Source organism: Micromonospora sp. NPDC051141 (assembly GCF_044455765.1).
Lineage (GTDB): Bacteria > Actinomycetota > Actinomycetes > Mycobacteriales > Micromonosporaceae > Micromonospora.
In genome coordinates this window covers 61,542-87,158 of record NZ_JBITFD010000014.1, presented here as the reverse complement: position 1 = coordinate 87,158, position 25,617 = coordinate 61,542, and the positions used below count along the sequence as shown (strand labels likewise).

Annotated in this window: 18 protein-coding genes and 1 CRISPR repeat array; of the genes, 7 read left to right on the top strand and 11 right to left on the bottom strand. The window is 67.2% G+C overall.

All coding sequences use genetic code 11. From position 1 onward, the window contains the following. Nucleotides 1-251: 251 nt before the first annotated feature. Genes ACIA6B_RS24720 through ACIA6B_RS24710 form a run of 3 tightly spaced genes read right to left on the bottom strand, consistent with a single transcriptional unit; the run spans nucleotide 252 to nucleotide 7,185 of the window. Nucleotides 252-2,627 (bottom strand): RNaseH domain-containing protein, encoded by a 2,376-nt coding sequence (locus ACIA6B_RS24720; RefSeq protein WP_396776733.1) that lies wholly within the window; start codon nucleotides 2,625-2,627, stop codon nucleotides 252-254. A gap of 32 nt (nucleotides 2,628-2,659) precedes the next feature. Further along, complete coding sequence (locus ACIA6B_RS24715) at nucleotides 2,660-6,013, bottom strand: hypothetical protein (RefSeq protein WP_396776731.1); 3,354 nt, start codon at nucleotides 6,011-6,013, stop codon at nucleotides 2,660-2,662. After that, nucleotides 6,010-7,185, bottom strand: a complete 1,176-nt coding sequence (locus ACIA6B_RS24710; RefSeq protein ID WP_396776730.1) for a hypothetical protein — start codon at nucleotides 7,183-7,185, stop codon at nucleotides 6,010-6,012. Before ACIA6B_RS24710 ends, ACIA6B_RS24715 begins: the two co-directional genes overlap by 4 nt. Nucleotides 7,186-7,419: 234 nt before the next feature. Between ACIA6B_RS24710 and ACIA6B_RS24705 the strand changes: the two genes are divergently transcribed. Further along, nucleotides 7,420-8,208, top strand: a complete 789-nt coding sequence (locus ACIA6B_RS24705; RefSeq protein WP_396776728.1) for a hypothetical protein — start codon at nucleotides 7,420-7,422, stop codon at nucleotides 8,206-8,208. After that, on the top strand, nucleotides 8,195-9,445 hold the full coding sequence (locus ACIA6B_RS24700) for an ImmA/IrrE family metallo-endopeptidase (protein WP_396776725.1): 1,251 nt from the start codon (nucleotides 8,195-8,197) through the stop codon (nucleotides 9,443-9,445). The genes ACIA6B_RS24705 and ACIA6B_RS24700 overlap by 14 nt, the downstream gene beginning before the upstream one ends. Before the next feature lie 934 nt (nucleotides 9,446-10,379). Next, nucleotides 10,380-11,003: a CRISPR direct-repeat array (repeat unit 21 nt; unit sequence GTCGCAATGAGGGCCGGCCGC). 242 nt (nucleotides 11,004-11,245) lie between these two features. Here ACIA6B_RS24700 and ACIA6B_RS24695 read toward each other — a convergent pair. From ACIA6B_RS24695 to cas7u, 4 genes are read right to left on the bottom strand one after another with little or no spacing between them, the layout of a single operon-like run. After that, a complete protein-coding gene (locus tag ACIA6B_RS24695) occupies nucleotides 11,246-12,160 on the bottom strand; it encodes a hypothetical protein (RefSeq protein WP_396776723.1) in 915 nt (304 codons plus the stop codon). Then, nucleotides 12,157-15,108 (bottom strand): type I-U CRISPR-associated helicase/endonuclease Cas3, encoded by a 2,952-nt coding sequence (gene cas3u / locus ACIA6B_RS24690; protein ID WP_396776721.1) that lies wholly within the window; start codon nucleotides 15,106-15,108, stop codon nucleotides 12,157-12,159. The genes ACIA6B_RS24695 and cas3u overlap by 4 nt, the downstream gene beginning before the upstream one ends. Further along, nucleotides 15,095-16,522, bottom strand: coding sequence for a type I-U CRISPR-associated protein Csb2 (gene csb2 / locus ACIA6B_RS24685; protein WP_396776719.1), 1,428 nt, complete (start codon nucleotides 16,520-16,522; stop codon nucleotides 15,095-15,097). The genes cas3u and csb2 overlap by 14 nt, the downstream gene beginning before the upstream one ends. A 2-nt stretch (nucleotides 16,523-16,524) precedes the next feature. Further along, nucleotides 16,525-17,706 carry a type I-U CRISPR-associated RAMP protein Csb1/Cas7u gene (cas7u, locus tag ACIA6B_RS24680; protein ID WP_396776717.1) on the bottom strand — a complete coding sequence of 394 codons (1,182 nt, stop codon included), beginning with the start codon at nucleotides 17,704-17,706 and terminating at the stop codon, nucleotides 16,525-16,527. A 548-nt stretch (nucleotides 17,707-18,254) separates the two neighbouring features. On the opposite strand from cas7u, the gene ACIA6B_RS24675 reads away from it, so the two are divergent. Together ACIA6B_RS24675 and ACIA6B_RS24670 are read left to right on the top strand one after the other, a co-directional pair. Beyond that, nucleotides 18,255-18,647, top strand: a complete 393-nt coding sequence (locus ACIA6B_RS24675) for a hypothetical protein (RefSeq protein ID WP_396776715.1) — start codon at nucleotides 18,255-18,257, stop codon at nucleotides 18,645-18,647. Nucleotides 18,648-18,698: 51 nt separating this feature from the next. Further along, nucleotides 18,699-19,058 (top strand): hypothetical protein, encoded by a 360-nt coding sequence (locus ACIA6B_RS24670; protein ID WP_396776713.1) that lies wholly within the window; start codon nucleotides 18,699-18,701, stop codon nucleotides 19,056-19,058. Nucleotides 19,059-19,129: 71 nt separating this feature from the next. Here the strand turns inward: ACIA6B_RS24670 and ACIA6B_RS24665 are convergent, their stop codons facing one another. From ACIA6B_RS24665 to ACIA6B_RS24650, 4 genes are all read right to left on the bottom strand, one after another. After that, entirely contained in the window at nucleotides 19,130-20,356 is a 1,227-nt protein-coding gene (locus ACIA6B_RS24665; protein ID WP_396776711.1) for a hypothetical protein, read from the bottom strand. 98 nt (nucleotides 20,357-20,454) lie between these two features. Further along, on the bottom strand, nucleotides 20,455-21,417 hold the full coding sequence (locus ACIA6B_RS24660) for an NACHT domain-containing protein (protein ID WP_396776709.1): 963 nt from the start codon (nucleotides 21,415-21,417) through the stop codon (nucleotides 20,455-20,457). A 35-nt stretch (nucleotides 21,418-21,452) separates the two neighbouring features. Beyond that, nucleotides 21,453-21,860, bottom strand: a complete 408-nt coding sequence (locus ACIA6B_RS24655) for a hypothetical protein (protein ID WP_396776707.1) — start codon at nucleotides 21,858-21,860, stop codon at nucleotides 21,453-21,455. Nucleotides 21,861-22,227: 367 nt separating this feature from the next. Continuing rightward, entirely contained in the window at nucleotides 22,228-23,712 is a 1,485-nt protein-coding gene (locus ACIA6B_RS24650; RefSeq protein WP_396776705.1) for a restriction endonuclease, read from the bottom strand. A gap of 318 nt (nucleotides 23,713-24,030) precedes the next feature. Between ACIA6B_RS24650 and ACIA6B_RS24645 the strand changes: the two genes are divergently transcribed. The 3 genes from ACIA6B_RS24645 (at nucleotide 24,031) to ACIA6B_RS24635 (ending at nucleotide 25,546) form a co-directional block, all read left to right on the top strand. Continuing rightward, nucleotides 24,031-24,216: a hypothetical protein gene (locus ACIA6B_RS24645; RefSeq protein ID WP_396776703.1), complete on the top strand. Its 186-nt coding sequence runs from the start codon at nucleotides 24,031-24,033 to the stop codon at nucleotides 24,214-24,216. A gap of 110 nt (nucleotides 24,217-24,326) precedes the next feature. Next, nucleotides 24,327-24,557 carry a hypothetical protein gene (locus ACIA6B_RS24640; protein WP_396776701.1) on the top strand — a complete coding sequence of 77 codons (231 nt, stop codon included), beginning with the start codon at nucleotides 24,327-24,329 and terminating at the stop codon, nucleotides 24,555-24,557. Continuing rightward, complete coding sequence (locus tag ACIA6B_RS24635) at nucleotides 24,554-25,546, top strand: hypothetical protein (RefSeq protein WP_396776700.1); 993 nt, start codon at nucleotides 24,554-24,556, stop codon at nucleotides 25,544-25,546. The genes ACIA6B_RS24640 and ACIA6B_RS24635 overlap by 4 nt, the downstream gene beginning before the upstream one ends. Nucleotides 25,547-25,617 lie beyond the last annotated feature (71 nt).

Here is a 25,617-nt window from a genome sequence, read left to right as displayed (position 1 = left end):
CCAACTCATCCTCGGCATGGACCTTGACACACCATGGCGGGCAACCGCCGGGGTGGGCCGTGATGTTCGAGCTCATGATCTGGTTCGCCGGAACAGCCATATCGGTAAGTTCACACGTGGCAGTTGTGGGAGGACGGACACCGTGTCCACCAAGCTGGCAGCGCGGTAACCGGAACCGGTGCTCGACGGGGCGTTGTGGTTCGAGAATCGGGCGTTGCGATGCGCGGGTGGGTCCGTCGGCCGTCCACACCTCAGCGTGTAGCCGTTTTGCGCCCGGGATGATCTTCCAGGATCTGTCGAGCGAGGTGTACGGGCGCGGGTCGGGCCGTCCGCCCGTCCCAGGCCAGCGAATGCCCACACAGCCGCGCGCTGAGGGCCGCGAGGTGTTGGCGTTCGAAGGTGCCGTGTTCGAGCAGAAGGAACTCGGTGCAGGTCATCGCGTGCCAGGGTGTCCGGAGCTCCCTTGCCTCCGCGAGGTCGAATCGCGTCTGACGATGGCCAGCTCTGACGCTGGACTGGAACGCCTTGTCGCTGCGCGATCGGTTGATCAGGTAGTAGGTGTCCTGATGGGCGCCGGGCAGGTGGTAGAGCAGTTCGGTGGCTGGGACTACACCGTCTTCAGCGCTGGCCCGGCTTCCGGTTGCCCTGACAGGCTGTGGCAGCTTGCCATCTGATGCCGCGTTAACCCTGACCAGTGAAATGCCGGCTGGGTTGATCATTCCAAGGTGGGGCAGCGCATCGAGTTGTCTATTCCCCAGGCTCTTGTTGGTGGTGCCGGACCACAGCGGGTACCGGTTGGAGCCGTCGATGTAGATGATCATCGGGATGTCGTCGTAGCGGGTGCGGAGCTGGTGCAGGGCCCGTTCTGTGTAGGCCCGCGCCAGTGCTGTGCGGGTGGTGGGGTTCGGGTCGTTGAACTGGCTCAGGTCGGTGGCGTGATGTGCGGCGATGGCGGTGGGGAGGTCGTTCCAGCCGTGAGCGTCGGGGTGGTAACCGAGCATGTGCCAGGGGGTGTCGGTTCCGTCGCTGATGAGGGCGGAGAGGCTGATCATGCGAGTGGCGGGTTGGTTCTGTTCGCGGGTGTAGAGACCGACGATGACGCATGGCTGCGGCTGCAGGGGGTGCGAGAACACCCGGGCTGGTGTGGTGGCGGTGAGTCCCGCTGCCCGGAGGAGGTCTCGTACGGCGGCATTGGCGGGGTGGTCGACGGCGTTGGGCTTGGGCGTTGACGCTGGATCGATGAACTGGCTGACGGTGCCGTGGGCGGCCAGGGCGCGGCGAAGCTGTGGTTTGGGGTCTTCGGCGGGCTTGGCTGCGGCGAGTTCTTTGTTGCTCTCGGCGAGTACGAGGTGCAGGGCGTCCGGGGTCCTGGTGGAGATGATCTGCTCGGCGAGGGTGTTCCGGAGGTGCGTGGGTCCGGGAGCGACCAGCATGTCGGTCTTGACGCTGTCGAAGGTGATGGTGAGCGCGCCGTCGAGGAAGGTGTTCTCCGCGGTTGTGAGGCTGTTCTCGGGAAGGTTGAGTACGTCGGCGAGCGCCTGGGCGGATCGGTGGCGCTGCAGGTCGTCCTGGTAGACGACGCTGATGTGGATCGGCCGTGCGGCCGCGTCGACGGCCGAGGCAAGTTTGGCGTGCCGGTCGGGGTCGCCGGCAGCATCGATGTTGCGTATGGGTGTGGTTTCCAGGACGAGCGACTGCGTGTTGAGCCTGGCGGTGGCGTGCTCGAGCACGCAGTCGAGGAATCGGCGGCCCGGTCCGGAGCCGATGGGGTGCCTGTCGGGGGTGGTGGCGTGCCGGGCGCGGATGCGGGGGTGGGTCGCGAGGAGGTCATCTGCGGTGAAGTTGGCGGGCACGCCGCGGATGCTGAAGGAGTCGACGAGTTGGGGAAGGAGCCCGGTGATCACGTTTCGGTTGGTGGGGCGGTCGTAGCGGTGTCTGGCGGTGAGCAGCATGCCGGTGTCGTCGGTGGCGATCCAGAGGCTCTTGGCGTTGCCGGGGAAGCCGGTGGTGGCGCTGATGTGGGCGTCGAGGTTCAGCAGGATGCCGGGGTAGCCGGGGACGGTAATGGGTTCGAGACTGATGTAGTGGATGCCTTGTTCGGCCCTGGGGTGCGTCTCGGGAAGCGGGCGGTTGAAGGCGACGAGGTTGCCGTCGGTGTCGGGACGGAGAAGCAGGTCCGTACCATCGGGAAGCTTGAGCGTGCCTCGGAGGAGTTCGATGGTCCTCCAGGTGGCGACGTCGAAGACCCAGTTCGGGATGTCGGCGTGCGTCGCCGTGCCCGCCTGCAGGTACTTGGCGATGTGAATCGTGCGTGGCCTGGCGCGGCGTAGCAGTGGGCCGAGGAGGTCTTCGAATGGCGCGCCGTGCCGGGCCGCGAGGTCTCGTTCGAAGGCGGCGAACAGCCGGCTGATGATGGCGGTGTCGATCTTCTTGCGCATCAGGAGCAGCGTGCCGGGGCCGTCGGGGTCCTTGCAGATGGTGGCGTAGTCGCTGGACACGTAGCGCAGGCCGAGGCTCAGGTCCCTGTACGGCAGGTTCTTCGGGTGGCGGGTGTATCGGCGGTGCAGGTCCTGCCAGGTGTCGTTGACCTCGCTGCCGAGGGTGTAGCCGTGGATCTTCTCCGCCATCGCTTCGGTGTAGGGAAAGGCCAAAGTACGCATCAGGGGTTCCTGTCGTTGATGCCGGCAAACGTGAAGAACGCGTCGATGGTGGTGCCGTAGATGGAGCGGACCTGGTCCAGCTGGTCGTCGTCGCGCCATCGCTGGTGGAGGTTGCGGATGAGGGAGGCGAAGTCGCTGCCCGGTGCGGCGCCTCCTCGGTGAAAGGCGTTGTCCACCAGGTGGAGAGTGGTATTGGTGCCGCCACGCCTTGCGCGCCCGGCGAGTTGGATCAGGTCGGCCAGGACGTCGGCGAAGATCGCGGTTCGCACGTCGGGGGGCAGGCGCCCGAAGGCGGGGTTCGACCTGTTGATGAGCTCCAGATGTTTGGCGGCGATGCGGTGGCGTTCGTCGAGTTCCTTGCGCGGGTCCTCGCCGGGGTGCCGGTTGCGGCGGGCGTGGGCACCAGTGTGGGCAACCAGTGCGGATGGTTCGTCGATGAGCTTGATGGGCCGGACGCATACCCAGATGGAGTCGAGCGCGGACCGGTGGCCGACGACGATGTTGAGCCCGCGGGCGACCCGTGCGAAAGGTGAGATCAGCACGTCCCTGCCCGTGCCCGGGAAGGTCCGCAGCCGGCTGGCGGGGATGGCGAGCACGTCGTCGGGGATCTGCAGGCCGCGGCGGTCACCGGCGGGAACGGTGACGGCGATGCGGGTGCGGTGGGCTCCCCCGGCGATCAGGCCGCGGCAGAGGGCGAGCATCTGGTCGTAGGAGTTCGTGACGAGCAGGACCCGGGCACGGGCTCGGCGTTCGGCGTCCCGGTGGTCGTGCAGGTCCCGCAGTCTCTGTTCGAGGATCTGGTCCCAGAGGCCGGATCCGATGCCTTCGAGTAGTTGGGCCTTGCGGTTGCGGGCTGCCCCGGAGATGACGATCCCGCGGTTGGTCGTGTGGTCGTTGACGGACGCGTTGCTGACGACCAGTCTGCCAGTGCCAGTGCCAGTGCCAATGCCGGCGTTGTCGGGGTAGTAGCAGGCGACGTCGGCATGGACGTGGTTGGTGGGAGAACCGGGTAGGTAGGCGGTCGCGGAGAGTCCGACGATGACTCTGGGCGCGCCCGTGAGCGCGGGAGCCGTGGTGATTCCGAGGTCTGCGGTGTAGGCGTGCGGGTCGCCGGAGAGGATCTCTGCGGTGAACTGCCGGTCGGAGCGGCTCTCCGGGTCGCCGGTGACGGCGAATCCGAAGACCGTTCGGCCGATCGGTCCTTCGGGTGTTGCCTGCCAGGAGGGAGCTCGGTCCAGCGCGGCTTCGACGTCGTCGGCGAGCCGCATGCCGCTGTCGCGCATCAGCGGCAGTAGGGCTTCCAGTTCGGCGAGCCCTTGCTGGAGTTCGCCGAGGAACGCCCTACGTAGGAGAAGGTGAGCGGTCTGGAGCTGCCACGCCGAAGCGGTGGGGTCTGCCGGACCGTCGTCCTTCCCGGCCTGACGGCCGCAGTCCGTTTCGTCCAGGTCGGCGGCGGCGTCCAAGTCGGCGTCGGCATCCGGTTCGCCCTCGTCGGTGATGGGCGCGGTGATCGTTTGGATCGCGCTGACGATGCCCTGGCTTCTCTTGTGGATCAGGTCGGATTCCGGTTCGTCGGCGACGACGAGGCGCAGTTCCTTGCGTAGGTCCGCCCAACCGGCGGGTAGCGCGTCAGGGTCGGGTCCGTTCTGGGTGAACAGGGATTTGAACCTGTCGAGTTGGTCGTCGCTGGGGCGGTCTTCGAGTTCGTTGAGGCCGAAGAGGCGACAGGCCAGGAGGTTGTCCCATCGGCGTGGCAGGTGCAGCCTGGTCTGTTTGGGGCCGAGTGGGTCCTGCGGGTCGATGAACCCGTTGACGACGGCGGCCAGGTAGCGCTCGGAGAGGAACTCGACCCGGTGGATGGCCCGCTGGAAGGCGAGTTCGAGTTCGCCCGGCACGTTGTCGGATTCGACCTGTTCCTTGCGCTGGTCGTCGAGCTTCTCCAAGAGCAGCTTCTGTGTGTCACGACGGGCCAGGACGAGGGTGCGGCCGGACTGAGCGACCGCATGTCCCTGGAAGGCGTCAACCTCGTCGACAAGGACGATGTCGGCGCGCCGCAGCAGCAGCTCCTGGGCGCTCATCCGTCCGTGGAGTGTGCCGTTCGTGATGACGGGAAACGGCACCGAGCCCTGCTGGAAGTAGGCGTGGTTGGTGACGATGATCTTGGCTGGGCCGGCAGCTTGCCGCCATGGCGCCCACTTCTCGCAGGCACCGATCAGAGGGCATCGGTGGCGACCTTCGACGCCGGGCTCGTGCAGATCCGTGCAGGGTTCCTGGCCGGGCTGCCATGCGGCGCCTTCTTCGTCGCTCAGCATGCAGGAGTAGCCGAGCTCCTGCCAGGTCCACCTGGCGCCGGCCGGATCCTCCGGTGCGTCGTTGGTCCGCTGGACGGCCACCTCGATGAGCCGTCTGTGGGACATGAGTGCGACAACGGGGATGTCGAGGTTCAGCGCCGCGAGGTCACTGCGGATGGCCGCAACAAGATCCAGCGTGCTCTCGACATCAGGAGTGAGTAGGACAACGGTGCGGCGGCCTCCTCTGTGGCTGGCGAGGTGGGTGGCGGCGACGCGCATCCAGACGCTCTTCCCGGAACCAGTGGGAGCGATCATGAGCTGGAGGGGTCCTGCCGCGAGCTTCAGCCGTTGGACGGGTTGGCCCTGTGGCGTCCGCAGCTTCCGCGAGAATCCGTCCAGGACCTCTGCCAGGCGGAAGGCATCGTCACCGCGCTTCTTGTCGATCAGTTCGGCGGTGGCGTGCATGTCCGCGAGGTCGGCCACCACCTCGGCTGGCGCGGTGGCGTCCAGAACCGGAACGGGCGGGTAGGGCATCGGCGCCCGCGGGATGAGGTAGGTGTTGCGCCGGAACTCGTCGCGGCTGGGGCCGGCGAGGAAGACCGACGAGCTGTAGCGCCTGTCGGCCAGCGCCTCTGGGGGGACGCGCAGCGGGGATGAGGCATCCTCCAGCTCCTGCAGCGCAGCTGTGATCAGATCACCGACCGGCACACCGTCGATTACCTGCAGGAAGTCTCCGGCCTCAAGGTAGCGGGGCGATCGATTGTTGCGCAGGTGCTCGTCGAGGCTGACGCGCAGGCCACCTTCTGTGGCCAGACGGCGAGGGCGCAGATGGATGAGACGGTCGATCGCATGTCGTTGCGTGGCAGTGAGGCCGTCGCGCCAGAGGCTCCACACCCCGAGCTGGCCGGAGAGGAGAAACCGCGCGTCGCGGGGGTCTACCGCGGGCGCGCCTTCCCAGGTCTCGGTGGGGAAGATCTGTTCGGCCAGGCCGAGCGCCAGACGTAGCGACGGTCCGACGAGGAACCGGTTGGCGGTTCTGTGGAAACGCGAACGGCTGCTCATCCGGCTGCGGCCCTCGTCACCTCGGTGAGGAATCGGTGAGACGTCGTGGCGAACCGGCGCCGTGATCCGGTGGCAAGGCGCAGCCGTTCGTTGAGGACCGCCACATGGCCCGCCCGGTAGTCGGGGACGACGATCAACAGGTCAGATTCGCCGATGCTGCCCCGACGCAGCAGCTCCTTGGCCAGCCGCGCGGGGTCGGTGTAGTCCTTGACATCGACCCGCCAGGGCCGCCGTCGTCCTGGTGCCCTCACTTCCAAGTCGTACCGGTCGACGTGCGGCCACAGTCTCGCGGTGACGCCCGGCATCATCTCGAGTTCGCGGTGCAGGCGGACCTCTTCACAACCGGGGATGGTCGAATACCGCCAAGCCGGCCGGGTAAGGCACACCTGACCCGTGACCGGAACCGCGGTGGTGACCTGTGGCCCGCCTAACTGCGCGGCGCGCTCGACGTTCCACGCGCCGGCCACCGGTTTACGGCCCTTCGCCGCCTTCACGGTGATCGAGCCGCCGAGAGCCTTCGTGTGCGGCGGGTAGGCACAGGCAAGCCGACCGAGTTGGTACCGCATTGGGTATCGGCAAACAGGGCACCCGAACCAGTAGTGCTCCCCCTCGTGCGCCACCCACGCCCACGCGGGGATCTCCTCGACCAGGCCCTCACGGGGCAGCCCTGCGGCCTTGATCGCATCGATCACCTCCGACATCTCCCCCGCCGCGTGTTCGATGACGGTCCGTCGCGCCCGCCGGTACCCCTCCTCCGTGCCCGTCGCCAGCATCTGTCCGTAAAGCCAGCCCTGCACCTTCTCCGCGCTCAGACGCGGGACCGACCAGCCGACGACATCGGAGGCCGTCATCGACGGCGCGAGGTTCTCCATCAGCAGGTCAGCGGCAGCAGCACTCAGCTGTCCGTCCTCCACCAACAAAACCTCGTCGCACGCTTCCCTCAGCGCGTCCGGCAGAAGCCCTGACAGCGGACCGGTCAACAGGTCGGTGAAGGCCACCAGGGGCAGCAGAGGCTCACCGTGCGTCAAGTGCGCCAGCGCGACCCGCCCGTGCAGTTCAGCCACCTGCCGCCAGCGCTCGCCCGGCGGTCCCGGCGAGGTCCAGACACTGGCGGCCTGCGTCACCGTGGTGACGAGTGCGTCCCGGCCGAACCTGGTCAGATCCGCCGTCATGCGTCCCCTTCCTCCCCGGCCGCTCATCCTGGGCGAACCGCAACGCCGCAACCGGACACCGGGTGCGGCCTGATCGACGTCCGCCGCGATCGCGGCGCACAACAGATCACGCCAAACAGAGGGCGGCGTGATCTGCGGGAACACACTCAGCGCCACCGAAGTGGCGACATCGCGCTCAAAACTAAAGCACAGATGCTAGCCTTCTGCACGCAGGTAAAGCGTGAGGGGAGAATCGTGTCGAAGAAGATCCGGCCGGCAGCGTGGGCGGCGTCGCTGTTCGGCCGCGACGTGGCAGCCACGCTGGCGGAGGCCATCCCGTCGGCGATCCAGGCCGCCGTCGGACGGCAGATGGACGGCCACCACGCGGTCCGCCTGACGTCGCGCCACGCCTTCGGCGGAGGCTGGCCGGCGCGGTACGAGGAACTGGTCAACCACCTCGGTGGGGTCCCTGGCGCCCGGACTGTGCGTCCGCTGGGCAAGAGCTACCGCATCGTTGTCATCAACAACGTCGCCGTGCTGCCGGTGGAGTACGCGAAGGACCTCGCGACCGCCTACGACAGCCCTCGCGCCCTAAAGAAGATCAACAAGACGACGCTGGAGCTGGCGCGGCTTTTTGGCCCCAAACCCGATCATGAGCAGCCAGCTTTCGAAGGGATGGAGTCCGAGTCGGATGCCCATGCCACCGACGTTCTGCGAGGGCTGGAGCCAGACGGTATCGTGATCATCTACTACGCGGCGCACGAGCGGCACGGGCTGCTCAACATCGGATGGGGCCAGATCAGCGTGAGCCAGACCGGCACAGCGAGCTGGGTATCCGCACAACCCCTCCTCGTCCCGTCCGCAGACCCGATCCCCGGACTTCGCCTGGTAAACCAGCCCTCGACCTCGACCGCGTCGCCGCGATTCGACCAGGCCGAGCTGGCCAGCCCGACGCTGCGCGCCCGTACCGCCGCTGAGCAGATCACCGTTAGCCCCGTAGCCGAACATAGCGACCACCAACAGCGAAGCGATGCCCAGAACTGACGAGCCCGATGACCTGTTCTCTGCCGGCGGCCTGCCCGTGGAGTCGCCCTCGGGGTCAGCCAGTGCTGTCGCCAGGCAGTTCGACTCGGCACGTCTGACACAAGCTCGCCAGCTCGCCGGGCTGACCAAGAAGGAACTCTCCGACCGAGTCGGGGTCAGCGCCGCGGCCATCGGCCAGTACGAATCAGGGGCGCGGCCACGCCCCGAGATTCTGATCGCCCTCGCCGAACACCTCGGCTATCCCGTCGGCTTCTTCCAGGTCGGGCGTCCCTACGCCCGCCTCGACTCTTCCGCAGCGCACTTCCGCCATCTCCGTGAGACACGCTCCTACCAGCGCGCCAAGGCCGTCTCCTTCACCGAGCAGGTCTGGGAACTCATCTACGCCCTCGAACGGCGCGTCTTCCTGCCCCACGTAGACCTTCCCGGGTTCGCCGGCGGCGAGATCCATCCCGGCGCGAGCCTTCCCACCGAGCCAGTCCAGGCCGCCCAAGCTCTTCGCCAGCACTGGAATCTCGGCACCGCGCCCATTCCCCACCTCGTGCGTACCCTTGAGGTCCACGGCATCGTCGTCGTCCATGCGCCAGCCGACGGCGACTTCCGTACCGTGGACGCCTTCTCGACCTCCCGGCTACCGAGGCCGTTCATCATCATCAGCCGCGATCGATCCCAGGACGTATACCGGCAGCGCTTCACCGCCGCACACGAACTCGCCCACCTCGTACTCCACGCCGACGCCCTGCCCGGTGACACTCGCCACGAACGAGACGCTGACACCTTCGCTGCAGAGTTCCTCACCCCACGTGACAGCATCATCCCCCTCCTACCCGCGAGAGTTAACTTCGCGGCGTTCGCGGAACTCCAGCGCACATGGGGTACGTCGATCCAGAGCCTGATCTACCGCTGCCGAGAAGTGGGCCTCTACACCGACACCACTGCGACACGGGCCTACCAACGCCTCAACCAGTCCAAACCGGCCCTGGAACCCATCGACGGCTTCCCCGGCGAACAGCCGACCCTCCTCAGAAAAGCCTTCGAACTAGCTACCGATCATGGGCTGACCATCACCGCGCTGGCACAGGAACTACGCTGGCCGGTGGAACGCGTCCGGCAGCTACTTGGTGCCGTCACTGACCGCCCAACGCTCAACCTCATAGCCGGCGGCAAGGCGACGGAAACCATGAGACCAATGACCGATCGAGTCCGTCACCTGAAGGCCGTCATTGCGGACACAATGTGACGACCTCAAAAAACCACCTGCTGCAGCCGGTCGTCATGTCCCACACGGTGCAGCTCAACCCCCTGGCCCTGCTGATCAGTGTGCTGATCGCCGCGGAACTCGGCGGGCTGGGCTGTCGCAATGAAGGCCGGCCGCATGCGGCCGGCGTCAGGCCTCGCCGAGCACGCGGCCCGAGGACAGCGCCGGGTCGCAATGAGGGCTGGCCGCATGCGGTCGGCGTCAGTCGAATCCGACAAGCGCGACGCGCTTCCTCGCCGGCAAGTCGCAATGAGGGCCGGCCGCATGCGGTCGGCGTTAGAACAACTCGCACAGGATGAGTGAGGCCACGAGCAGCGTGTCGCAATGAGGGCCGCGCATGCGGTCGGCGTCAGGTCGGCCCGCCCCCATCCCGGACACCCAACCGCCGGTAGCGTCGCAATGAGGGCCGGCCGCATGCGGTCGGCGTCAGGCGCCCGAGCCACCATCGACCCGGTACTGCGCGGTGTCGCAATGAGGGCCGGCCGCATGCGGTCGGCGTCAGGGGTCATGAGCTGCATGTATCCACTGGGGCAGGCTTCGAGCCGCTGATCGCCAACCTTTTCGCATTTGATTGCACCTTATGTGGCATGAGAACCTCGCGCTTGAGGTGTTGCTGCTTGGGGTTCCGAACCTGCGGCCTACAGCTGTTTCGCTCTGTTGAGTTGTCAATGATCGTGGGCGACTTCAACCTGATCCACGCGTCCCGTGCCGGTTCGGAGCCGGTCATGCAGGCAAGGGGCCGACCGTGCACGGTCGGCGTCGGCCGGCGCGGGTCGCGATGAGGGCCGACCATGCGGCCGGCGTTAGTTCACGGAACTGCCCGGTCTGGTCGGTGTTGTCATGTCGCAATCAGGCCGGCCGCGGGCGGTCGGCGTAGGGTGCCCGCGATAGCGTCGTTGCCGGGTTCCACCACGATGCCGCAATGAGTGCCGGCCACATGCGGTCGGCGTAGGGACCTGATCCTGCGGCACCTGCTCAAGGCGCTCCGGGTGTCGCAATGAGGGCCGGCCACATGCGGACGGCGTCAACTGCTCACCCCGGACGTCATCGCGCAGGCCGCGCTGGCGTCACAATAAGGGCCGGCCGCATGCGGACGACGTCAGAGGGGGGTCAGCCGGCGAGGACGTAGTCGGTGACGTCGTCGCAATGAGGGCCGGCCGCATGCGGTCAGCGTCAGGTAGGTCGCGCGGGTGCCACCGGCGGCCATGTCGAGTGCGTCGCAATGAGGGCCGGCCGCATGCGGTCGGCGTCAGCCTCGACCAGGACCTCCAACTGCCCGCCGAGGTGCGCGTCGCAATGAGGGCCGGCCGCACGCGGCCGGCGTCAGGCCGGTGGTCGGCTACATCGGCCAGTCCGTGCAGACGGTGTCGCAATGAGGGCCAGCCGCATGCGGCCGGCGTCAGTCGCCGGCCTGCTCGGCGTACGCGCGGGCGGGAACTAATCGCAATGAGGGCCGGCCGCGTGCGCCGGCGTCAGCGACCGCCCGGATCCGGTTCGGGCCGTCGACCAGGTCGTCGCAATGAGGGCCGGCCGCCCGCGGCCGGCATCAGGAGGCATGAGCTGCACGTATTCACCAAGGCAGGCTTCGAAACGCTGCTTGCCTGCCGCTTTGCGCCTAATTGCGTCTTATCTAACGCAGGAACCTCGCGCTTGGGATTTCCTGCTTGGGGTTCCGAACCGCGTCCTGCAGTTGTTCGCTCTGTTGAGTTGTCAATGATCGTGGGCGACTTCAATTGCCAGGTGGTGCAGCGTTTGCAGCCTTACTCGTGATCCAGTTGCTGGTTATGTCGTTGCCGGGGTGAGGGTTCCGGCGGAGTTCTTGCCGGTGGTGCGGGTCGCGCTTGCGGTGGTGAAGATACCGAGTGCGGGCCAGGCGTCGCGGTTGCGGTGGGCGGGGTGTTCGAGGAGTGCGGTGACGGCGTGGGTGTCGAGGGGTTGTCGCCAGAGGGGCCAGGTCATGACGGGTTGTTGGTGGTTGGGGCGGTGCCAGCAGGTGGCTCGGGGGTTGGTGCCGGTGCCGGTGAGGCGTAGGAGGGGTAGGGCCATGAGGGCAAGCCAGGTGGCTGCGGGAACTCCGGCGGGGAGGGAGGTGCCGGTGGGGTGGTCGGCTGCGGTGCGGATGGCGCGGTGGTCGAGGTATTCGCCGGTGTAGCCGTCGGCGCGTCGCCAGCGGGTGAGGGCTTCGTGGAAGCGGTTGGATGGGTCGGGGCGGATCTGTTCGAGGGTTTTGCTAAACATCGTCCGGAAGCTTTGTTGTCCGGCGGGGGCGGCGTAGGGGGTGATGCCGACTCTGCCTTGGCTGTCGGTGGCGAGGTCGGTGACCAGAGCGGATAGCCATCGATCAAGGGTGAGGTTGTGGTTGTCGCCGGTCAGGGCTGTGTGGGCGGCGCGGTAGTCGACGCGGGGTGAGCGCATCGGGTCCTTCGCTGTGCCGACTTTGGCTTCGGGGAAGGTGGCGGGGACGCTGGGGATGACGCCGTCGTCGGGTATCGAAGCGAGGATGGCGGTGAGTTGCTCGACGACGTCGGCGATGTCGACGAGTGGGCTGTGGAGGACGGCCCGGGCGGTGTCGTCGTTGAAGCTGAGGTTGACGTCGAAGCTTGTTTCGTCGGTGAGTAGGCGCAGGAGGCCGAGGGCGGCGAGGAAGCCGAGTGGGTCGCGGCCGTCGAGAGCGGGGAGGTCGACCGGGTGTTTCATGGGATCTCCTCGTCTCGGGCGGAGCACCAGATGTCGGCGAGCCGCACGATGGCCTCAAGCAGTGCCAGCCCCCAGCGTCCGTATTGGGAGTTGAGGCGACTGAAGCGTGCGGGGGCGGCCCAGTCGATGGTGTCCGCTGTGTTGAGTACGGGCAGTCCTGGAATATTGATCTTTATCGGGTCGGGGTCGGTGACGGGTGGGAGCAGGGGCCGGTTGCGGCCGTGGTGGCTGGCGATGAGGTGCACGACGAGGTCGGCGTCAAGGTCCGGAGTGTGGGCGAGTCGGTGGCGGGCGATGCGGGCCGAGAGGGCTTCGTGACGCATGCCAGGGGGATATCCAGCGACCTCGCGCGCTCGGATGGCTTCGGCTCGGTTAGTGGGGTCGAGTCCGGATTTGGCGAGGGGTTCGGGAGCAAGTTCAGCCGCGGCGCGACGCCCGGCGAAGAGCATGGTCTGGAAGCGGAGTTCGCGTTTGCCTTCGTCGTGCCATCGCCCGGCTGCTTCCACGCTCGCCGTGAGGCGACGCGCGAGGCCGAGGTTGGTGGCGAACTGCGCGGCGCGGGCGGCGACGGCGCGTTGGTGGGCGTCGAGGCCGATCCTGCGGCCCGGGTATGCGGTGGTGGAGCTGCCGGTTTCGGAGTCGTCGTCGGCGCTGCTGGTGTTCGTGGCGGCGAGGATGACCGGGAAGGCTGGCGTCCAACTCGTACCGGTTGCGGGTTCAGTTTGTTGGGTCGGCGTGGCGGTGATCTTGCCCTGCAAGCCGGTCAGGGTGCGGCGCAGTGGTTCCCTGTGGTCGATCACCGCCGCCAGGGCGGTGAGGGCTTCTCGATATTTGTCGGGCTGCGTTTGACCTGTCTTGCTGGCGGCGAGGGCAAGGAGTTCGTTGAGCGGCGCCGCCCACGGTGACGCCTCGGGGGATGCATCGGGCGACGTCGTGGGGGCGAGGTCCGTGCCGGTGGCGTAGGCGGCGAGGTGACGAAGGTGCGCTCCGATCCGTAGGACGGGCTTTCCCCGCCGGTAGGCGAGGTCGGCGACGTCGATGGCGGTGTGGGTGCTGGCGGGATTCCAGCCGTACTGGTCACATCCGCCGTACTCGACGGGCACGACGATCGTGTCGCCGGGCTGGATGCGCCCTGCTGTGGCGATTTCGGTGTCACCGCGGTGGTGGTACCGCAGCACTCGGCGTTCCTCACCACCGTTGGGGCGCGGTGGGGGTTTGCCGGTGGCTCGCCGCTTGTCCGTGTCGGCTTCGGGGATTTCGATGTCGGCGACTGGTTCGGTGTCCGGGTCCTGGAGGAGCCAGCGTCGCAGCTCGCGCAACGGGATGTCGATGGCTTCCTCCGTGACCGGCGGCAGGAAGTCGATGATCGCGGGCCAGCGCTGCGGTTCGTCGTTGGGGAGCCCGGTGCGCCAGATGACGGTGACCGGTGGGGCGTGGTCGGTCAGGCCGTGCAGGAATGGTGGGATCGGCGGGTCTGGGTGTGGGGTGGGTGAGGTGCGGCTCCAGGCGTCCAAGGTGGCGGAGGTCAGCACGGGCACGGTGACCATCGTCCCAGTGCCGGTTTCGGTGGGGGCGCTGGCGGCGAGGGTCCTCAGCGCGGTCGGTGAGGCTTCAAGTCCGTTGCCGGCGGCCTCGGGTTTGGCGACGGTGCCGGTCGGGGTCTGGGTGGTCAGCCACTGCCAGGTGGCGAGCCGGGCGGGCCCGTAGACCGGGTCGTCGTCGGTGACGCTGGCGTCGTGCACCACGTAGGCGGGGGCGGGGACGTCGTGCAGGCCGAGCCGGTTGAGCCGGCCGAGCCGCTGGATCAAGGCGCTCAGCGGCGCGGACTCGGTGATCAGCGCGTCGAGGTCGATGTTCGCGCCGACCTCGATGGTCTGGGTCGCCACGATGATGAGAGGCCGAGGGTCGGTGCGGTTACGGCCGGCTTTGATTCGTTCGTAATATCGGGCGAGGAGGATGTCGCGGTCGATGGGGCGGCTGCGACCGGTCAGCAGGATCACCTCGACCGGCCCGCCTGCGAGGTGGCCGAACATGGCCCGCGCCCGCGCCACCGTGTTCGCCACTACCCCGACGACCGTCGCGTCGCAGGCGAGGCGGGCGGCGAGGGTGGCCATGGCCCGGGGAACGTCGGTGGCGGCCTTCGCCCGGCTGGTGGTCACGGTGAGCAGGCGCAGTCGTTTGCGGGCCCGCAGCCGCCGTCCGGCGACCGGGTGTTCCTCATCGGCTGCGCTGATCCGGTGCACCCGCGCGCCACCGGTCTGCTCCTGTGTCGTGGGGGTCGTGGCGGACATGGTCACTACGGCCGGGGCGGGGGTGAGCGGCCACGGGTCCAGGGCCGACGCGGCGGTGATCGTGGTCTGGAACGCGTCGGCGAGGTGCGCCTCGTCGATCACGATCAGGCTGTCCGTGCCGACGAGGGCGGCGTCGATGCTGCGGGCGTGTTCGCTGACTCCGTAGCCGCGGAACAGCAGTCGGCTACCGACCTGGTCGACGGTGCCGGTGACGATCGCGTACCGGTCGGGGCGCTCCACCCAGATCCGGTCCCAGGTGACCCCGCCGCGCATCCGCGCGACGGTGAGGACCTCCCCGTCATCACCCGGCATCCTCAACGCCTGCGCGACCTGCGCGCAGACGCCGGAAGCGGCGTCGCGCAGCGCGGACGCCAGGCGGGTGGCGTGCTCATATGCCTCGTCGACCACCAGCCGCCGGTCCACCACGAAGAACATGCGGCGTCGCGCCAACTGTGGGCGCAGCGCGGCCACGAACACCGCGACGTCCAGCACCGAGGTCTTGCCTAGCCCGGTCGGCACGTCGATAACGTCCGGCCACCGCCCCTCGGCCAGGATCCGGTCGAGCAGGGCCCGCTGCCACGGAAACGGTCTCCGGTCCCCCAGACCAGGGCTGTGGACCTGCGCCACGAAGGCGGTGAAGTCGTCAGCGGTCAGCACGAGATGCCTCCGGGATGAACAGGCCGCAACCCAGGTAACGCAGCGCGCCGGCGATCACCGGCCCTCGCACCGGCACGGGAAACTCGACGCGGCAGTGCAGCAGCGGACGCCGGTCCCGCCCGGCGGGGATCGTGCCCCGCCGCGGCCGCGTCACCGCCCCCCGCGGCAGCGGACCCTCCAGCACCGTCACCGACGACGGCTCGGGAAACCGGGCCGTAACAAGAGACTCGGCCACCAACTCGGCCGGGTCGCGTCGACCCGGGTAGCGGTCCAGCATCACCGGCGTCGTCGTGACCCACCGCCGTGCGCCGTTGCGGCTCGTCCAGCGGTCCGGGCGCAGACCCCACACCTGCGGTGGTAGCGCCGGATCACCCAATCGGATCCGGGGTGCGGCGCCGCCGCGCAGCTCCCGGATCGGATCTTCTCCACCATCACCGAGCAGACCCCGCAGGATCGCCAGCCGGTCGTCCGGCTCCAGATCCCGGGGGACGGCGACCCCGACGCCGAGCAGATGTCCGTCGGCGTGCGGATGGCCGACGTCCAGCAGGGGCAGGAACGCCAGGTGTGGGCGGTCATCCGCGCCATGGCCGCTGGCCTGCGCCGGCACCGGATCCTTGATCCGAGAGATCGCCGCGCGGCGTAGCAGCTCCGCCACCGTCAACAGCGCGTCACCCCCGACCGGCACCTGACCACGCGCCGCCGGCCACACCAGCAACTCCACGTACGGCCCCGCCTCCGCGAGCGGTTCGGCCTTTTCGTCGGCGGGGCGGCAGGTGTAGGACATCTCCTCGGACATCTCCCACGCCCGGTGCCCCTGCGCGTAGGCGTCGCGCAGCGCGTCGAGGTAACCCGGGTAGGGCACCCGCACCCCTACCGACCCCTCGGTGCCGATCTTCACCGGCCGGTAGGTCACCTGCGACGGCCCACACTCGAGCACCTCATCAAGGACCTCGACCTGCGCCGACGACGTCGACCGGCCGACATAAGGCACCCGACGGGCAAGCCGCGACAGCCGCCACAGCACCCCGTCCGGCGCCGACGCCCGCGGCCACACGAACACGACTCGATCATCGGGAGGAAGCGCGCCCACGCGCCGGGACTCCCGGTTCGTCCGACCTGGCCACACCGTGCTACCCGCCTTGCTGTCGGTAGCGTTCGTCACCACGAACCCCGCCCGCACGGACGCCGTCACCCGCTCGACCGCAGCCGCCAGCACCAACGGAGCCCCCGCCGCCTCCAACCACCGCAACGCCTCACTGTCGGCCTCGAAGCCCGGCGCCGTCGGATCGTGTTCCGCGGAGGCGACCAGGGCGCAGAACAAGCGGGCCGGATGCGGGGGCCACTCCATCCGGTCCTTCGGGTAGGCCGCGTCGTAGCGGCCCGCCCGCAGCCGCACCGTCATGCTCACCGCCACCGCTACTCCCCCTCGGCGGCAGCCGACCGCACCGCGAACCGGATCGCCTCCGCCAGCTGCTTCGTCGGCGACACCGACACCACATCCGCATCCATCACCACACCCGCCGCCGCCGCGCGGTCCCGCAGCTCCACAAACGCGGCCAACACCTGCGCCGTGGACATCTCCAACGGCTCCCAGCCGCCGCCGTCCTGCTCGAAAGCGACCGTCTCGCTCACCCGCGTCAGGTCGCACCCCGAACGCAGCCACAGCGACGGACGGCCGAACGTCAACCGGTCCCCGGCCAGCGCCAACGCCGCCAACGTCGCCCGCGCCAAAGTTGCCGCCTCCGCCGAGGCGTCCCCGAACCGCAGCCGCTCCAACCCGGCCAACGAGATCCAGCCCTGCCGGCGCACCTCCCGCACCGTCACCCCACCCGGCGCCGGATTCGGGGCGATATGCCCATGGCCGATCTCGCTCGGCTTCCCGCCCTTGGCCTTCGTGCCCTCCGGCAGGAACCGCCAGTCACCCTCCGCCTTGGTCTTGTCATCGATGGCGCCGGTGATGTTCATCGGATCGACCTTCCCGGCCTGGCGGGCGCCCTCCAGCCAGTGCACGCCGAACATCTCCGAGGAGTACACCCGGGGGAATCTCGGCCACCGGCCCTTACGGTGCGAATCCCACGCCCCGAACACCAGTGAGTAGGGCTCACGCCGAAACAGCGGACGAACATCCACAGCTGATGCCGCCCGTAGCTGCTGTCCCAGCTCGCTGCGGTCGAAGCGCACCCCGCCGATCTCACTGTCCCGCAGGTACGCATCGGCGTAGCGATGCGGGAAGTCCAACGACGTCAGCCGGACGCCTTCCCTTCTCATCACCAACTCAAACAAGGGAAGATCCACACGGCCGCCGTCCCGCGCCGCCAGCAGAGCCTGCTCCACGCGATTCGCCTGCGACGGAACCTGATCAACCACCACCGTCTCGCACCGCTCGCCGTCAACCAACCGAGGCTCGAAGATGTACGGCCGAGGAAGCCGCCCCTCCCTCCTCGCCGAACGCTCCTCTACCTCAGAGATCGAAAACGTCGGCGGCGCGATCCGCCCACCCTGCCCCCCAACCGGCTGATACACCGCCCGGAACGCGATCCCCGCATCCCGACGGTCCTCGCCCACCGCCTCCAACAGGCGATCACTCAAAGTCGACATGTCACTCCTGATTGGTCAGTCCGATACAGCCAGGTACACCTACCAGGCGTGACCGACATATTCCGGTCCGCGGGTGAGCGCTACAGCATCGGAGCCCCCGGCCACAGCCTGACGATGTCGGCAGACAGGACTGAGATTGCCCCCAATTTGCGGGGCTGCCTCGCGCCGGTGGGCTCAGACTGAGCGATAGCTGCCCTGGTCCTGCTGCGCCTGGTGGGTGTGCCAGGCGGCTTCGTACTCGTCTGGGGATCACCCGCTGAGGGTTTTTCTGGATGCAGCGGGCGTTGCACCAGGCGTCGATGTAGGCGAAAGATCATGTCCTCGGCCTCGTCGTAGTGCGTCACGAGTTGCGGTAGACCAGTCCGCTCTTCAGCGTCGGCCAGAAGTCCCATCAGGGCGTTGTCGTAGCCGTCGTCGGCCGAGCCCATGAACCGCAAATCCCGTTGTCCCGCAAGCGTTCCGCGAACCGGCAGGATGTCTACCTTCGATGGCTTGCCACGGCAGCGCCGTGCATCGATCTTCAGGAGGCCAGCCCGTACGGTGTCACTGTGACTACTGAGCTTCCCGAGATGGCCATCGACCCGGCAGCGGCAGGATTCGACGGTGACGTACTGGCTCCGGTGCCTGTGACCCATGCAGCCCGACGAGTGCTCGCCTTCTGCACCGAGCCACGCAGCGGATGGGTCACCTACCATCTCGCCGCTTGCAGCACCCGCACCACCGGCATGTTCGATCAGGTCACCACCTGGTCACTGCTCTACGCCAACGCGCTCGCCGGCCGAGTGGACATCGAAGACGTGGCCGGATTTTCCCGTGAGCGGCGACGCAACTTCGCAGCCCGAGTCGCTGCCGTGCCGGAAGACTCCGACCTGCACACGATGGACGACGACGACGTCGCCGCGGTTGCCAACCTGTGCCATTTCGGGTACCACGGCGTCTAGGGACCAAAGATCACCAAAATGGCTGCCTTGTATCGGCCCCACGCGGTTCCCGTGCTCGACGGACACATTGCAGAAGTGTTCGGCTTCAACCGTGAAGGCTTCTCCAACAAGGCGCGCCAGCACGGTCTGGACCGTCTCGAGCGCATCGATAAAGTCGTCCGGGCATTAGCGATCTGGATTCGCATCCACCGCGCCGAGATGGCGGCCCTGCGAAACGCCGTGACACCGACCGTTGTCGAGATCCAGGACTTATCAGACCTTCAGTTGATCGACATCGTCTTGTGGACGTCCCAGGACGACAAGCCGACATCCCGGCGGCCCGGCCAAGGCGAACGATGGATCAACCGCCCAGTCGGCCAGCATGTCGGAGCCGAGGAACTACGGCCCGAACCGATCCCCCCAGGCGAATAGCCACTCGCCGGCAGCATCCCTACCTTGAGCTAGGTACCGCTCCAATCGGGTGAAACTGGCAAGAGACGGGCTCAGTCGGCGATCCAGCGCACGGCGGCGTCCGGCAGAGTCGACCTGATCATCCTCCTCACAGCTTCTTGGCCGAGATCCACGACTTCGAGTTCCAGTCGGCGCAGGAGGACCTCCCTGATTCGATCTCCGCCCGGATGATACTTCGCCGCCTCGAACGCCGCTTGGTACATAAAGATGCGCTCGTCTCCAGACTCCACGTCTGAGTCGAAGAGGATTCGCCACAGCAGGCTGGGTAGGGTGGTTCCGATGGCCAGCTGGCCATCGATTTTCGCCAGTCTGCCGAGGCTGGCCCACATCGCGGAGAGTGTGTACAACTGATTTCGCCGGGCATCGTCTGACTCGAGGAGCAGCGCGGCTTCCCGTAGGGCCCTGCCTGCCTCGCTGCGAGCGGGGAACACGAGGTGGCGGAAGAACGGGAAGTCGAGTACCGGTCCGTCGTCGGTCGCATACTCGCTTTCCCACGGGAGTGCCGCGTTCAAGCTGACCGGCTCGTCGTCCGCCGCGTCGAGCCAGGTCTCCGTCACGTGGTCGGAGTAATGCCCGCCGCCGAGGTACTCGTACTCCAGCTTCCGAGTGACTTGGATAGTGTCAACCAGCGCCGACCAGTCCGCCCGCGGGAGTTGAGTGCGCCAGAGGCCGGCGAGGCGCTGCCAGGTCTCCAGCCCGATCGCCGCCGCGACGTCGACCGGGTTGCTTGCTGCCGTCAGGACCAGCAGGAACGCCAGGTTCGCCGAATAATGGGCCAGCCGCCGCACCGGGTCGGGAGCATCCACCGGCAGGGTGGTGAACGCGTCCCGGAGTAGCGCGGCCAGGTTCCGGCCGAGTTCCCCGAGCACGGCCGGATCGGTACGCCGGAGGGCCGCTCGGAGGAAGCCCGTGATCGGGCCGTTGCGGAGCAGCAGGCTGGACGACGTCACCACCCGCAGGAGGTCGTTTTCCCGGTCGATGAGCGCGGTGCGCACGATGTACGCGACGAAGAACTCTCCGAAGGTGGCGTGTAGGAACTCGTATGTGGCTGAGGCCTTGCCCGATGCGAGCAACGCGCGAGAGGAGTGGACGAAGAAGAACCGGCCGATGACCTCCTGACCGGCGGACGGGTCGCCCGCGTTCGACGGTGCCACCGGCATCAGCGCGGCCATGTCGCTATCGATTTCGGCTTCGGTAATGATCTGACGACCGCGGACGTACATGCCGGTCGCGACGATGCCGAGCTTGCGTAGTTCCATCCGGATCACGGCGGCGCGGTCATCTCCCCGCAACACTGGGGAACGCTTCGCGACCTCACGGGTGACGAAATCGGTGAGTACCCTCTCGTACAGCTCGGTCAGGTCGAGCTCGGTGTCCTCCCGCTGCAGAGCGTTGTCGGCCGCGTCGTACAGGCGAGCATCATCAACAGCAGTGGGTAGCGGGCGAGGTCGGGGTACCGCAGTACGGTGACGACCGGTAGTGTCCGCAGGCCGCGCGACCGCAGGTGGGTTTCGTTGCTGTGGTTCCAGACCGCAAGCCAATGTTCGACCTGCTCGTCGTCGAGTGGCTCTAGACGGGCCACCGTGGTCCGGGGCGGCAGCACGGTGCGGCCCAGCGCGTTGATCCGGCTGGTGATCACCATTGCTGTCGGTCGGCCGTTGTCCCGTTCGCGGCGCTGGAACTCCCGGACCGACTGGACGTATTCCGCCTGAACCACGCCAGCCGCGTTGACCAGCTCGTCCAGTCCGTCCAGCACGACCACCACCTGGGCGTCCGCGTGGGCGCCGGCCGCGTCCGACCAGCTCGTTCTTATGCCGGTCTGCTTGTACAGGGCCTGCTCGATCTGCTCCTGCACGGGCGCGGTGGCGACGACGGCGCGCAGCTCCACCAGGATCGCCAAGGCGCCCTCGCTGGCGAGCTCCGCGACGCAGAAGCGGGCAAAGGTCGATTTCCCGGCCCCCGGGTGGCCTACCACGACGAGCGGTCGCTCCCGCGCGTCGTCGCTCCGCAGGTAACTCCGGACGTACCCGAGCAGGTCAACCACCGGTTCCCCGGCCCAGTTGGCGTCGAGGGCGAGGTTACTCTCAGAGGACAGGGTCTGTCTCACGCGGCAGGCAGCTGGCATGAACAGCGCCCGCAGGGCCGGCGCGACCGCCCGACCTCGGATGTCCTCGGGATCGAGCACCGGCCGGTCGAGCGTCCGGTGGTAATAGCCGGCGAGACGCTCTGGCAGCAGCCCGGCCGCCATGACGGCGGCTGCGTGCCCGTGCATGGTGACTGGCGCGAGAAAGATGCCCGTCGGGCCGTAGTGCCGTATCACGGAGGGGTCGGTGTCGGTGCCGGGGGCAGGTGACCCTAGGGTGCCGCCGGCGGCGCCGGGGGGACTGGTGGCCCTTGGTGGAAGGTAACCGGTGCATAGAAGGTGCCGATCGCGCCGTAACTACTCTCCACCGTGACGTTGACCGAGTTCCCTTGGTCGACGGCGACGAGCTCCAACAGACGTTGCGCCGCCCGGACCACCTCTTGATCCTCGGCGGCACCGGACTCGAGCAGCTCCTGCTCGAGGCGCGACTTCCACACCCCCGGCTCGGTTTCGTCTACATCGAGAGCGTCCGGCTTGTCGGGACGCCGGACGCCCAGCCAGTCCCGAAGCGTGGCCTTCAGCCCGGTGTAGGCATCACGCACCGCCGCAGAAGCTGAGTCCGTCATCCCGGCCGTTGCCCCGGCCGCCAGTGCCGCCACGATCACATCCACACCCTGCATGCCACCCCTCGACATCCTAATCATCCACTGTGGTGACCAGGACTGTCCCGGACGCCCCGACCTTCGGTCAACGAATCGGCGCAATGGTCGACTGGTGAAGAACACCAAGTTCACCGATCAGGGGGCCACTGTCCTGATAAGTAGATCCGCCCCCTCCAGTGGCATCCGTTGATGACGATGCCGGCACCTTACCGGGCCAGACAGGGCTGACTCGAGTACCAGGGCCAATTTCAAGCGACAGTGACGCTGATCTGGGGTTTGGTACGGTGCAGGGTCACTCTCGACAGACATGCCTCCTGCTTGGGCCGGGTGAGAATCTCAGTGTGACGGAAGTCCTTCGGGAAGGTTCGTGTTACGCCGGAGGTAGTCAGATCGGCGGCACCAAGCGGAAGAGGCACCGCTCTGATGCGTTCGTCTCCTGATCATCGTCCGGGGCTACGTCCTCCATCCGATCCTGATTCCAGTCCCAGCGTGCGCAAGGGACGAAGACGGTGCCGCTGGATGTCTTCGCCACCTCAATCCTCCTCAGTCGGTAGGAGTAGCTTCCCTGGTCGTGGCGATGGTGTTCGCCGAGATCGCACACGAGGTACTCCGCCGGTTCGAGCTGCCGGAGCCCCGCTGCCTCCCACTCCTCGCTCTGCCGCCACTGTGGCTGCCGGAGCGGGTTCGGAATCACGATTCCCGTGACGAAGTTCATCCCCGCGGAGATGTCCGCCCCGGGCGTCACGACGAGGGCCACAGGTTCGACCGGGGCAGTCATCCAGTTCGGCAGATTGATCAGGCGGCGCGACCTGTCGGTGAGCGATCGGAAGTAGATTCCGCCGTGGACCCCGATCGACCTGCATAGTTGAAGCAGCGGGCCGGTATCGAGTGGGACGCCTTGGAGTTGGAACGACAGGTGCGTCTGAGTCGCCCGGCGGTACTCGTGCGCGCTGATCGTCGAGGTCAGGGTGTACAAGCCCCCGTCGCAGTTGTCCACATAACAGAACTCCTCGCTGTGGTGCGCATCGGGCGATTCGGCTCGTGCTCGCCACCGAACCAACTCCGCGGCGAACGCCGCGACGCCGAACCCGTGCCAGTTCGTCCGGGCCTGCTGCAAGCTCCACCTCGCGTCGGGGGACGCCCAGCCGAGGTCCGCAAGCTTATCGATGAGGTCGAGCACGTCGCGCTCCTGGCGCGCCGGCACCTCGACGTCGAGGGTGACCCCGCTGCCCTGGGCTACCACCCAGTCCACGTCGACGACGTCATGCGCGAAGGTGAACCCATCGAACCCGCCTTCGAAGGCCAGTATCGGCGCAGCCGGACGACTGGGCAGTACAAACCGCGAGCCGGAGGCGGGTAGTGGGCGACGAGGCCGTGCTCGCTTGAGCTGGGCGGGTTCGTCGACGAGTGCTCTACCCTCGACCTGCAGCGCCTGCTGCTTGCGCCACAGCAGGTGTACGAGATCATCCGGCCGGCGTGCGAGGGCGCTAATCTCGTCTCCCGACAGCAGCAGGATCGGCTGGTGGCGGTGATCGGCTACGTCCGAGATGGCGGTGCCAGAGAAGCCAGAGATGCTGACGAGTAGGCCGATGGCTCCGCTCGTCCGCCTCAGCCGGGACCGGAGGCTGTCGACGTCGTCGATGTCCGCACGGTCCGAGCGCCACTTGCACTCGATGGGATAGGTATCGCCGGCCCGGGCAGCCAAGAGATCGGTCTGGCGGGGTCGGGCCGCACCGGCGTTCTTCCTGACCTCGAAGTGGCTCGCTACGAACAAGTCACCGACGAGATCCTCGAAGGCCAAACCCCGCCGCCGGGGATTGGCCATCGCCGCAATCTGTTCGTACTGCTCACGCAGGCTCGACGCTGCCACAGGCTCGCTCCACTTCGCTAGGTCCGGACGACGCTAGAGCAGTCGCCGACCAGCCATGTAGTCCAGCCGGTTGACCTACTACCGCATGACTAACACCTGGGCTGTCCCGACCGGACGTCAGATCCGCGCTTTGCCAGGGCATGATCTTATCGAGGCGCGAAAACGTCACACCCGTTCCGTACCGTCAACCCCGTTACCAATCCCCTAGGAGGATCATGTGAGCACCAACAGCAGTATCACCGGAAAGACGTTGGACATGGCGGCCGTCCGGGTGGCTCGGCGACCGCGCGGTGCGCGCCGCGCTCCCGGGCCGCCCAGATGACCAGCCGCAAGATCCGGATTGAGTCGGACTACGGCTTGCCCGAGCCGCGACCCCTCGCCGGTCCGCAGGCCGCGCTATCCGTGCCCCGCCTGACGCAGGACCAGGAAAAGCTCGACGCGGCCCGCGTCGCGAACAGAGCGTTGCTCATACAGATGAACCGGAAACCGGACCGCTCGACTTGAGCAATGTGGTCGGCAGATCGATGCTAAGTCAATGACCTATGGAGCCCTGCTCGATGAAGGTGGTCCGGAACTCGTTGATGCTGAGGTGAGTCCAGGCGGGAGGAACAAGGATGACCGGCTCTCTGGTCGCTCAGTTTTTGCACGTTCACCAAGAGATTGGCTGCCCGACCTGCACCTACCCGATCTGGGTGCGCTTCTCGGAGATCATCGCTAGAGTCCCGGTCATCTGTCCGTGCTGCCGCACGCGCGTCTTCTTCATCGACCAGGACGGCGATCTACAGAACCTCGGTCGTGTCCTCGAATCCAAGCTCCAACAGGCACTCAGGAACGCATTCGGATGAGATACCAGCAAGACCTCCAAGTCCAGCTCCGCGACCGTTACCGCCGTCTGATCACGTCCGGCTACCACGACGGCCCCGCGACCCTCGCTCTCGTCGTCGGCTGGATCAAGCAGCAGCCAGCGTTGCAGGCGATCACCTCCGAGGCGGAGAGGGCCTCTCCTGAGATCGACCTCGTTGACTTCAAGCAGTCGATGCGGCACCAAGGAGTGCGCTGGATCAGCGACAGCGAGGCCGAGCAGGCGACGTTCGGCTGGAAGGTCATGGTCGACCTTGCCGGCAACCGGGGCTCCAACGATGACGACCTGAATCTCTACGTCATGAACTACGGCTCAAGCGGCAACCTGAACGACCACTGGCAGGAACTGGTCGAGCAGGTCATGCAGCCATTCTTCGACTATGCCGGCGAGCACATTTCCGCTGGAAACAGCGTGCTGCACGTCCTCGAACGCTACGTCCGCACCGTCGAGTGGTTCCGGCGCGAAGAACTGCACGCCAAGTACGCCAACGACACGGCGAACGGCGAAGAGGTCTACAACCTCGACCTGCAGAGCTTCCTCTTCCAAGACGGCAACTACATCACGCACGCCAAGGCGCGGGGAGCCTCCGGCGAACCGGACCTCATCGGCGACCTCGCCACCGAGGATCCGCTCATCTGCGACGGCAAGATATTCGGGCATGGCCGCAAGCAGTCCTACCTCGCCAAGGGCTATCACCAGGTTCTCAAGTATGCCCAGGACTACAATAAAAGCACCGCCTACCTGGTCATTTTCAACCTGACCAACCGGCTCCTGCAGATGCCGACCGACGGGAAACCAGGCGACTGGCCGGCCTACATCGACAGTAATGGAGTGCGGGTCTACTTCGTCATTATCCGCGCGCTTCCCCCCGCAACAACTGCGAGCAAAGCCGGAAAGGCACCGATCGTCACCATCAACCGTGACGACCTGTTCGATCCCAACGCCCTCGATCTCGACCTCGAACAGGAGTGACGAGGCAGGCCCAAGCGGTGCCGATCGTCGACGACGGCTGCGTCCGGTACGCCCGCTGGCACCCGGCGTGC